The 9,393-nt window shown below is 45.1% G+C and carries 6 protein-coding genes and 1 tRNA gene; 2 read left to right on the plus strand and 5 right to left on the minus strand.

All coding sequences use genetic code 11. The annotated features are described in order from the left end of the window. Positions 1 to 39 precede the first annotated feature (39 nt). The 5 genes from LRP57_RS07300 to LRP57_RS07320 form a co-directional block, all read right to left on the minus strand. Positions 40 to 516: a LacI family DNA-binding transcriptional regulator gene (locus LRP57_RS07300; protein WP_231205879.1), complete on the minus strand. Its 477-nt coding sequence runs from the start codon at positions 514 to 516 to the stop codon at positions 40 to 42. A 436-nt stretch (positions 517 to 952) separates the two neighbouring features. Further along, entirely contained in the window at positions 953 to 2,869 is a 1,917-nt protein-coding gene (locus LRP57_RS07305; protein ID WP_231205880.1) for a DUF7933 domain-containing protein, read from the minus strand. Between the two features lie 876 nt (positions 2,870 to 3,745). Beyond that, positions 3,746 to 4,870, minus strand: a complete 1,125-nt coding sequence (locus tag LRP57_RS07310) for an ABC transporter permease (protein WP_231205881.1) — start codon at positions 4,868 to 4,870, stop codon at positions 3,746 to 3,748. Between the two features lie 154 nt (positions 4,871 to 5,024). After that, a complete protein-coding gene (locus LRP57_RS07315) occupies positions 5,025 to 6,167 on the minus strand; it encodes a peptidoglycan-binding domain-containing protein (protein WP_231205882.1) in 1,143 nt (380 codons plus the stop codon). Between the two features lie 89 nt (positions 6,168 to 6,256). Further along, a complete protein-coding gene (locus LRP57_RS07320) occupies positions 6,257 to 6,916 on the minus strand; it encodes a hypothetical protein (protein ID WP_231205883.1) in 660 nt (219 codons plus the stop codon). A 949-nt stretch (positions 6,917 to 7,865) separates the two neighbouring features. Between LRP57_RS07320 and LRP57_RS07325 the strand changes: the two genes are divergently transcribed. Beyond that, complete coding sequence (locus LRP57_RS07325; protein WP_231205884.1) at positions 7,866 to 8,519, plus strand: hypothetical protein; 654 nt, start codon at positions 7,866 to 7,868, stop codon at positions 8,517 to 8,519. Positions 8,520 to 8,860: 341 nt separating this feature from the next. Further along, positions 8,861 to 8,933, plus strand: a tRNA-Ala gene (locus tag LRP57_RS07330). Positions 8,934 to 9,393 lie beyond the last annotated feature (460 nt).

The following is a 9,393-nucleotide window of genomic DNA, read 5'->3' on the forward strand; positions in this document are numbered from 1 at the left end:
TTTTGATTTATTTCCTGCTGATTGACATGAGTAGCAAATTCATGGGTCGCTGTTTCTTTTGGTGATTCTGCAGCAATAATTATTCAGAATAGAGCCAACAGAGCGAGGCCCTGACGTTGTTTCGCAAATAACACCGGCTAACTGGATATCACTGATGACTGCGCGAATAAAATCAGTGTCTTCATCTTCTGCACCAGTCTGGAAAATAGGGATTAACAAATAGTCACATTTTTCCGCTTCGATTATGGCTGTGGTCGGTACGGTATATACAGCAGGCACGAAAGGATCTTGAGGCAATTGCGCCATACTGAGGGCGATGGCCCGCGATCTTCCTACTTTTAATGAACTCGTAGCAGCATTGGGAATGTAGTTGAGGTGGCGGGCCGCTTCTTGTACCCGTTCAATCGTTGCTGGAGCGACCTTTACTTCAGGACCACGAGCATTCACAATGAGGGAAACAGTCGATGGTGCCACACCGGCGATACGTACACCATCGGCACGAGTAGCACGGGGCATAAAGGCTCCTCGAACTTATTCACAAACACGGATTACCTTCACCATAGTTTGTATAAAAGACTTTTGCAGTAAGTTCATAAACTATATCGTGTGACTTCATAAGACTGTGAACCATGAAGTTGTCCCACCCCTATGATGAGAAAAACTCTCATCTTTTATCACCTGCCCCATAGGTGCGGTATTTTCGACTATTCGTACACAGATATTTATTCACGTATGTATCCCAACTCGATAAGAGATTGACGCGGTATTACACAGCTCAGATCCTCGGGCACTTCCTTCTATTTCCTCACATTCGGCCTTGCATATCACCCCTGAAAGTTGTGAACGCATATGAAAATCACCTTTCGTGCCATGCGAGTACTTACATGCCATGTTGAGGAGGAAAAAGATCTGCAGTTTTCTTCCTCAACATGGCATGATGCGTTTCAGTGTTTTATTGAGCGGTTTTACCGCGGCATTGTGTGAAAAAGACAAGTCCTCCACCACATATAAGCAACGCGATTGTACTCACCTGATAAAAGAGAATACCCGTACCCGTTTGAGCAAGATAAGTATGTGAATGGGCACGTTCTTTAGTAGTGTGGGTCGCTTTTTCGTTTGCTTTTCTTTGTTCCTCAGCTACAGATTCGCCCGCAGGCTTTTCTTGTGTGCCTATAACTGTTGGCGTATATATTGAAGTTGCCTCTGTAGCGAACATATCTGTGAAAACCACGCGGGCAGGTTCTGGTGTACCTGTAAAGTCATAATGAGGGATAAAAGTGACTTTCCCACGTACCGGATCAAATAAATATGTCCCTATTTCTTTATCCTGACGCTTTGCTGGCACAGTGAGCGCAAATGAGCCATCAGCCTGCTTGAAACCTGATTTTTTAGGGTCGAGTTTTTGTCCTGGTCGCAAATTCACAGGATTTAAGGATTTACTTTCTTGTGTTTCATCTTGTTTACCTGAACTTTGATTTTCTACACCTATTAAAGGTAATTTCCCTACGGTAACTGTAGCCGTTGATCGTAGTTCAGCTCCCATCGAGTCCTCATACATATAAGGAGCGACAGCTCCTCCGTCCTCCATCGTCACATAGCCTTCAGCAGGGGTGAAAATAATTTTCTTTTTCTGGGGATCGTAAACAAAAGTTCCTTTCCCGGGGACATCGAATGTATTCCCTAAGTGTCGGCCTTCTTTGGTCACAAAAGTAAAATGTGGGTCATCTGGAATATGTGTTTTCAGTTCATCGGGTAAGTGCTCAGAGGGCTGAAAATTCACGAAAGGATCAATGGTCTTTGGTGTTGCATATTCTGTTCTGTCCACCTCTGGTTCATCAGTCGGCGCAAATGCGCGCACGTTACTACTTTCATGTTTTTCTTTTTCGAGAGGTGTCACAAGGTTATCAACGCCGTTCGTATGATCGCCTGTAGTTGTTATATGCACTTTGAAAGCAATAGTGCATGATTTCATTCCTTGAGCAAGATCAGCTGTCAAACGTGGGGAACTCTCAGAAATCGTTGTTTCACCTAGCGCGGCATCTGGAGTTCCTGTTGTTGTGACAGCAATATTGCGACAGGTACTGGATGATTCAATAGGATTTTCGGGCACAATTTTCATTCCCGAGGCAAGCATGTCAATGACTGATATTCCCTCTTTACTTTCCATGTCTGCTGTATTTGTGATTGTCAGAGTCACAACTGCTTGCCCACCTACAGGAATGAGAGCAGGTGACATAGTTTTTTTGATAGAGGGAGTTGTGTCGTATACGTAGATATCATCAAATGCTGAATCGTTACCTGCAACAGTGAGAGTGTGGTTCAAAACTCCGAAATGGTAGGTTCCTTCGGGCATATCACGTGTGTGGAAACCAATTTCAGCACGTCCCAGTTTGGCCTGAAGCGTTCTCGATACCTTGTAGTCGGTTATTTCTTGCTCGGTCATTACATCCATAGGCCGCATTTCTTTTATAGCAGTTAATGAGCACAGATCAACCGATCTGGTTGTTTTCCCTATTCGACCGTCACTGCTTTCAACGCGCAGAGCAACATGTGGATGGTATTGTGCTTGGCAGCTACTGACCGCATAGTTCAATACGCCTTTGTAGTAGCGTCCTTTTGTGAAGGGCATACCTTGTTTGAGTCGTACCATGAAAGGGGGTTTTCCATTACTTGGCAGCCAAAAAGAACCTCGATCTTTTTCAGTTGGACGACGTGTGAGCCTACCATGCTCATCAAGCGCATTGTCGTAGAAAACTGCTGTATAACCGGTATCTGTAAGAGATGACAAGGCAAAGTTTGCGGTCCCATCTGCGTGACTTGGTGTTTTTCCTGTGAGTTCAACAGCAAATTTTCCCAGAGCACGGGTCATAAATTGCACCTGAGCTGCAGAACCCGTAATAAGACATTCTTTAGTTGCCCATCCAAGTGGTGCTCGTGGAGGGAGGCCAATATATCCAGACCATCCTTCTTCTTTGACGGGAATTTGAGAACCAGAGACAATAATTCCGTCACAGTTTCCCCTCCATTGATCCCATGCTTGAGCTGCCGTATATGGAGAGTCTGGAGAATTTATTAAATAGGGGGCCGTATTATTCGGATTCGGAGGAGTAAAATCTGTTCCTCCAATCAGTCGTGGTTACAAAAGATCATGGTCCTCGTCTGCTGCATAACTTGAAGCTGGGCACAAGGCCGCCGCTCCAATACTCGCAGCGAAAGCCACTATTATCACTTGATGAAATCTAAAAGACATGAAACCTCAGATCCTTAAAATGTAAAATGCCTCAGATTTATAACCTTTTATCTAGCAAAAGATTTAATTGCACACTACATCAGATTTATCGCAATAAATAGCGGGAAAATTAATATTCCACTTTAATTTTTAGATAAAATAAATATCATCACAGGTCATGAATATAAACAATATATAAATTACATATTGGTCACAATATTTTTATATCAGCACGCCACGCTATAAAGAGTTACATATCATTATTCAGCCATTTAACGAGCGCTCTAGTTTTTAGTGTTAATTGCACAGAATTCAATATAAACAATATTTATAACTATTAATTTAAGCTCAAATGAAAATTATATTTCACAACACGTATCACGCATAATAATGCGTAGATATTCAAAATTTCCAAACCTGCACCAAAACTTAAATAAATATTCAGGATTCAAAAGGTATATTACGAATTTTCAGAAGATTTCCTAATGAAGATTATTAAAAATCAGATTCATTAATCTATGGGACACGGAGTTCACACAGCGGATCACGATTAGCCGCCCACAGCGCGGGAATAATAGAAAGTACCGTGCTAGCGGCAGCTATCAAAATGATGACTGCGCTCATAAAGTCAATGGGCGGACTCAGATGTTCAAAGAAAGCCATTGCCATCATGCTGACAATTGCTCCTACGCCTGCCCCCAGACTGGTAAGAAGGCCAACTTGTCCCAACATAAGCCCCAGAATCATTAGACGACTTGCTCCCAACGCTCGACGACGCCCCAAGTCTTTACGTCGCAAAAGAACAAGCGCCCAGATCATAAGCATGGTCGCTCCAGCTCCTGCACCAAGAACACTGATAATGAGGATACGGTGCGATGCAGCGAGTTTCCCATCAATGGTAGCACGCAAATCCACATAGGCTTGAGATGTTTCGATTGCATATTCTTCGTTACTGAGATCCCGCAGTTCACCACGCACAAGATCTGTCAGCAAAGGAACCTGGTCAGGACTATATGTTGACAGGTAAATAACCGACAAAGTATCAACGTGATCTATTGGAGCAAGAATAGTGGGAGTAAGTTTTTCTAAGTGTTCAGGCAAAGCGACGCTGCCGATGATATTAACATCAATACCGTCATTAACCACACGCGCACCCCCACCTTGAGGCGGCAAAGCAAGCACATCATAAGCGTCTTGAGTGGCAAAACCTACCAAAGAATCTGCTAGTTGAGTATTTTGTGAATCAATACCCATAATGTTGTGTGCGCGTTCCATAAGTTCACGCCCAAGCTGCCCATAGACCAAGCGCAATGCAGCACGCTTACCACCATTGAAAGATACATTGGCAACATCTACAGTTTGACTAAAACCCACTGCGCTTTCCACAATGTCTACACGTTCTAATGAATCGAGGATACGGCTTGGTATGCCTCCATTCATTTGCGTGGAATACACCGACACCGATCGTGTACCTATCTGATCTACAGTGGACAAAACTGCGGACTGCGCAGCAGCAGATACTCCAGCCGTTCCCAATACCACGCCCACCGACACAGCTGAAATAATCGCCACCACAGCAGAGATTAATCCTTGGGAACGACATGCTACCAGTACTTCACGAATAAATATCCAGACACCCATGCACCTGCTCCTCAAGTGAAGGGAAGATTATTTTCCTCATTCGCAGTTCTCACTGCCACCGTCAGATTCACAGCTTGTATCCCATTCGACACCTTCTTCACTGCTGTGCGGGTATGCGTATTCCACACTGAGCCTCCCCAAAAAAATGCCGTGGTTATTTCTCAGATTGGGAACTCAAATCCTCTGATTGGGCTTTCTCTCCAAGTCCATTCTGCGGATTGAACTGTGTTCCATTTTGTTGAGGATCACCCCACAGGCGTATTTTCATTCCCACATCAATGCCATCAACAATTGCTTGTCCACCCACACTGGTCCGCACCGACACCGGATATTGTGTACCAGCCACATCGACAACAACAGTCCTGCCCTGCGCGTCAACACGTATTGCAGTAAGAGGAATTTGAGCGCCTTCTTCCTCAGGAACTAATATAACGTTCGCTGAGATTCCTTTTAGCCCTGCAACGGGAATACTTTCACACGTATCTGCACAAATACTGTCCTGCCCTAAAACAGGAGCAAGCTGCGCAAGCAATGTGTGTTCTTCAGAATTCTCAATAATCGTATCAATCACCGCATGCCACGTGTGCCCTTCATATTCCAACAGCACTTCTTGCCCCTCATGAGTAGCACGCAGCTGCCCCTCAGGTAAAGGAATCATGAAAGTCGGTGTTGAATCAAAAATTTTCACCAGTTTTGTTCCCGATTGCACTTCTGAACCCACATGCACGCCATCTTCCCAGGCAATATTCACAGGCAAAGATGGAATAAATACAACCTGCCCCACAGGAATCACACCTGTCACTTCAAGGTCATGATCCTTTTGCCATTTCTTTACTAGACCCTCAGTGATGTCACCAAACTTCCCATTAGGAACCATATCCCGCCCATACACTTCAAATAAGTAGGCCTGAAGTTGAGCGACATCCGTACCCTCAACTCCCATTCCCATGTCACGAAAAGCAGGAACTTGGCCCGGCAGGACAAAAATAGGACGCAAATCAACCGTACACAACACGTCACCTGCAGATATACGCCCCTGACGATCAGTAGGAATCGACGTCAACGTACCAGCAAACTTACCTGATACAGATGACTGGACAACCCATTCAGCTTTTGCCGCCAAACTCAGATTACGTCCCAAATGACCCTGCACGACCTGACCGATAGCATACTGGGCAGCAGGTTCCACTTTTTTGGAAGGTAGCAGCAAGGCATGAGCAGCCCACCCTACAGCAGCACATAACGCCGCAAGCACAAATAGCAGAAGCAAAAAACCCGGTGAAACTTTAGCCCGCATACGCTGATAATCCTCTCGTAACGGTCACTTATAGGGGGAAAAGCAGCGACTTTCACATTTAGTCAATTATTGAGGCAGCCCTCAGATAGTTACCACGGGCAAATTTTATAAATCTCGCTTTGGGGCTTCCCTGCCCAAAAACCACTCTTGAGCAATTCAGGTATAGGAAACCACGAAAGATCACCGGATATCATGTCTGCAATGTATTTTTCCCGACTGGGAAGTTCGGAAATAGTACCCCCATGCTCTGTTATGCACTGGCGAAAATTCACCAGTTTGTCATATTGGGCACTGACATACTCAGTGGTCAGCGTTGGTTTTTGCGGCCACGGTGCTGCCAAGTCTAAACATACTTTCTCATCTTTAAACTTCGCAGCTTCTTGTCCAACAGGAGGCACGTCCTCAGCAAGACTACTAAAGGGCGTATGCGGATTATCCAACCTAGGACGAGGCCAGCCGTGCCCCTCCATGCAGTCAGCATACTTTCCAACAGCTTCTGCGAATAGTTCCTCGTATTCTTCATCAGAAGCAGCGGGAGGTAGATGTTCAGCTTTATCCCAATAGGAAACAAAATCCTGCGCCTCGCCGCTTTCTGATTGAACAGCTTCCGGCTTAAAAGCACTGAGCTCAGCAGATTCCTTGCTTTGGTGCACTTCTGAAGCACAAGCCGTGAGCGCAATAGTCGAAAGAAATACAATCCCGCACCATATAAGCTGCTTATAATTCCCCATAATTTTTCCGTGACTCATGTGTGCGACAGAAGAAGCATGCCTGATGTGACTAATCAATATCGTGAGTTCTCCTTCCGTCTCATACGATAAATTCATCACAGCATCATTACTGTGATAGCAAAACATTAAGCGACAACACAATCTTTATCAAGAGATTTTAATTAAATCCCTTTACTGTCTTAAATCGTGAGATATACGAAATATTTACCTATACTAAAACTTTATTTCACATAATTCCCTCATTGAACAACAGCATAAAATAATCTTTTGAATCACAGAGGAACGTAAGCAGAACTGCACAATCTCCATCAGTGCCGACATAATCTCATGTAAGCATAAAATGGCACGAATTTTTTTCAAACTCTTGACTTTACAAAGTATTGGTCTTATGCTCAAAAAGTCGGATATCCGATTGCGCGCTACTCATCATGACTGATACATGCATCAAGTCATCTCTTTTTACTCATCCATCACAAAGGAGCGATGGCATGGAAACATCCATCAATTATTACCAACCGATAAGCATTACCAAGAACAAGCACATATTTCTTGCTTCAGTGCTGATAACACTATTTATGCTCATCACCCCAAGCATCTCACATGCTGCCAGCGAAGATACAAGCGCAACATATTATAAATCACTTACTATTTTCACAAAGGTTCGACATCATAACGTTGGTCCAATGTCTTGGGAAAATCAAGGAGGAAATACCGGATGGAGCGACGGTAGTGTCACTAATACTTACTGCGGAGGCGCTAGAGGTGATGCGGTCGCCCTACGGTGGCCAGGAGCAAATGGAAGCCAATTCGCTGTAACTTACTTTAAACCAGTCGCTTATTCATGGAAAATGTTCCCTCTGGCTTCATACGGACCCCGCGATTTTGTCATGTCTTTCAAAATGGAAGGCACATGTGGCGCTCCTCCATATGAGCGATATCGGAGTGTATGGGGAAGGATTCAATTCTGATGCAAACGAAAACACTCAAAAACAAGGTACTTTTCACTGTTATTCTGCTGACTTTAGCGATTTTCGGAGCAAAATTTGCCGCTCAACCCATCGCCCAAGCAACTACGGGAACGCCCCTAGCGAAAAATCAGCTTATTCCTGAAACATTACGCGACATTGCACAAGATGAACTCACTGAGTTTGGCGACCAACCTTATCCAAGCACCGTTGCACCAACTCGCATAGAGGATCTTCTTCCCTATGCGCACGGTGCCAAAATCTTGAGCAGTGAAGGGGAATCTGTAGTGTACAGTTCCCCCGACTCCAATCCATACACCGCTTCACTCATGCGTAGTGCAGGCATGAACCCGCAGGACGGATCCACTGATGTCACCGTGGTCACCGAAAGTGGCGATATCGCAGTGCAAGCAGCATTACGTTGGGAATGTGCCTGGATTTCAGAATATGTTCGAGCAGGACGAGCTGGAAACGATCAGGCTGTGCAAGAAGCACTGACACAACTAGAGCGCTTTCCCTCACTTGAGGCAATTCGTAAATACAATCCAGAGTTAGGTGCTGGTCACGCGGCTGATGTTCTTCCGAGGCTTCGTCAAGGCGATCAGGATTTTGCTCAATATTGGCTTGACGGCAGCTGCAGCGGCCTACTCCACTAAACGCAACTAAATATTCAGCAATGAATAAGTCGTGTTGCTGTGCTCCACAAAAACACACCTGCTTCTGTGGAGCACATATAAAAATCACATGTGGAATCTTTTCATCCCTCCTGCGAGTATTACGAAGGGGAAAGTCCGGGCATATGCGAGGTGCGACGGGCTGTAGGATAAGCCTGCACCTGTACCCCTATAGAGGTTTTATATGGGAGTAGCAGCCTCCCACCTTACCATTCGATTCAATAGATGTGGCACCCTGCATACTGTGCCGATTTGTCAGGCCACTAGGTTGACCGCTATCCTTAATAGGTCGTTGCGTCAAAGTATGCAACACTTTCCCGATCGGGGCATTGGCGCAGTTGGTAGCGCGCTTCCATGGCATGGAAGAGGTCACGGGTTCGAATCCCGTATGCTCCACACGTATCCCGTGATTTCGTTACAATCACGGGATTTTACGTTAGAAATTCCGGACGGCTTACTTGAGCACCACTACAACAGAACTAAGCAACCCAAAACAAGGAAAAACTGACGCATAGCCGACATAAGCACTCAACAAGCCCCCATCACGGCCTATACGACAGATCTTGTTGGTGGGGTTCTTGTTTTTTGTTGTGTTGGTGCTGAAAGGTGCCTTTTTAGGTTGGTTTGACTGGAGTTTAAGGTTGGACAAATCCTGTTGGTGGGATCAGGGTTTTTTGTTGAAGTGACACGGAAAGGTCCGTTCTTAGGTTCGGGGTGTCGGGTGGGGTTTATACGACAAATCTTGTTGGTGTGGAGTGAACTTTTGTGGTGTGTTGGTGGTCAAAACTCGGTCGTTAACTCCCCTTTTTTTTCCCGGGCGTGTAATGGTGATGGGTGAATCGACTACATCGTTGCC

It is taken from the genome of Schaalia sp. lx-260 (assembly GCF_021083645.1).
Taxonomy (GTDB): domain Bacteria; phylum Actinomycetota; class Actinomycetes; order Actinomycetales; family Actinomycetaceae; genus Pauljensenia.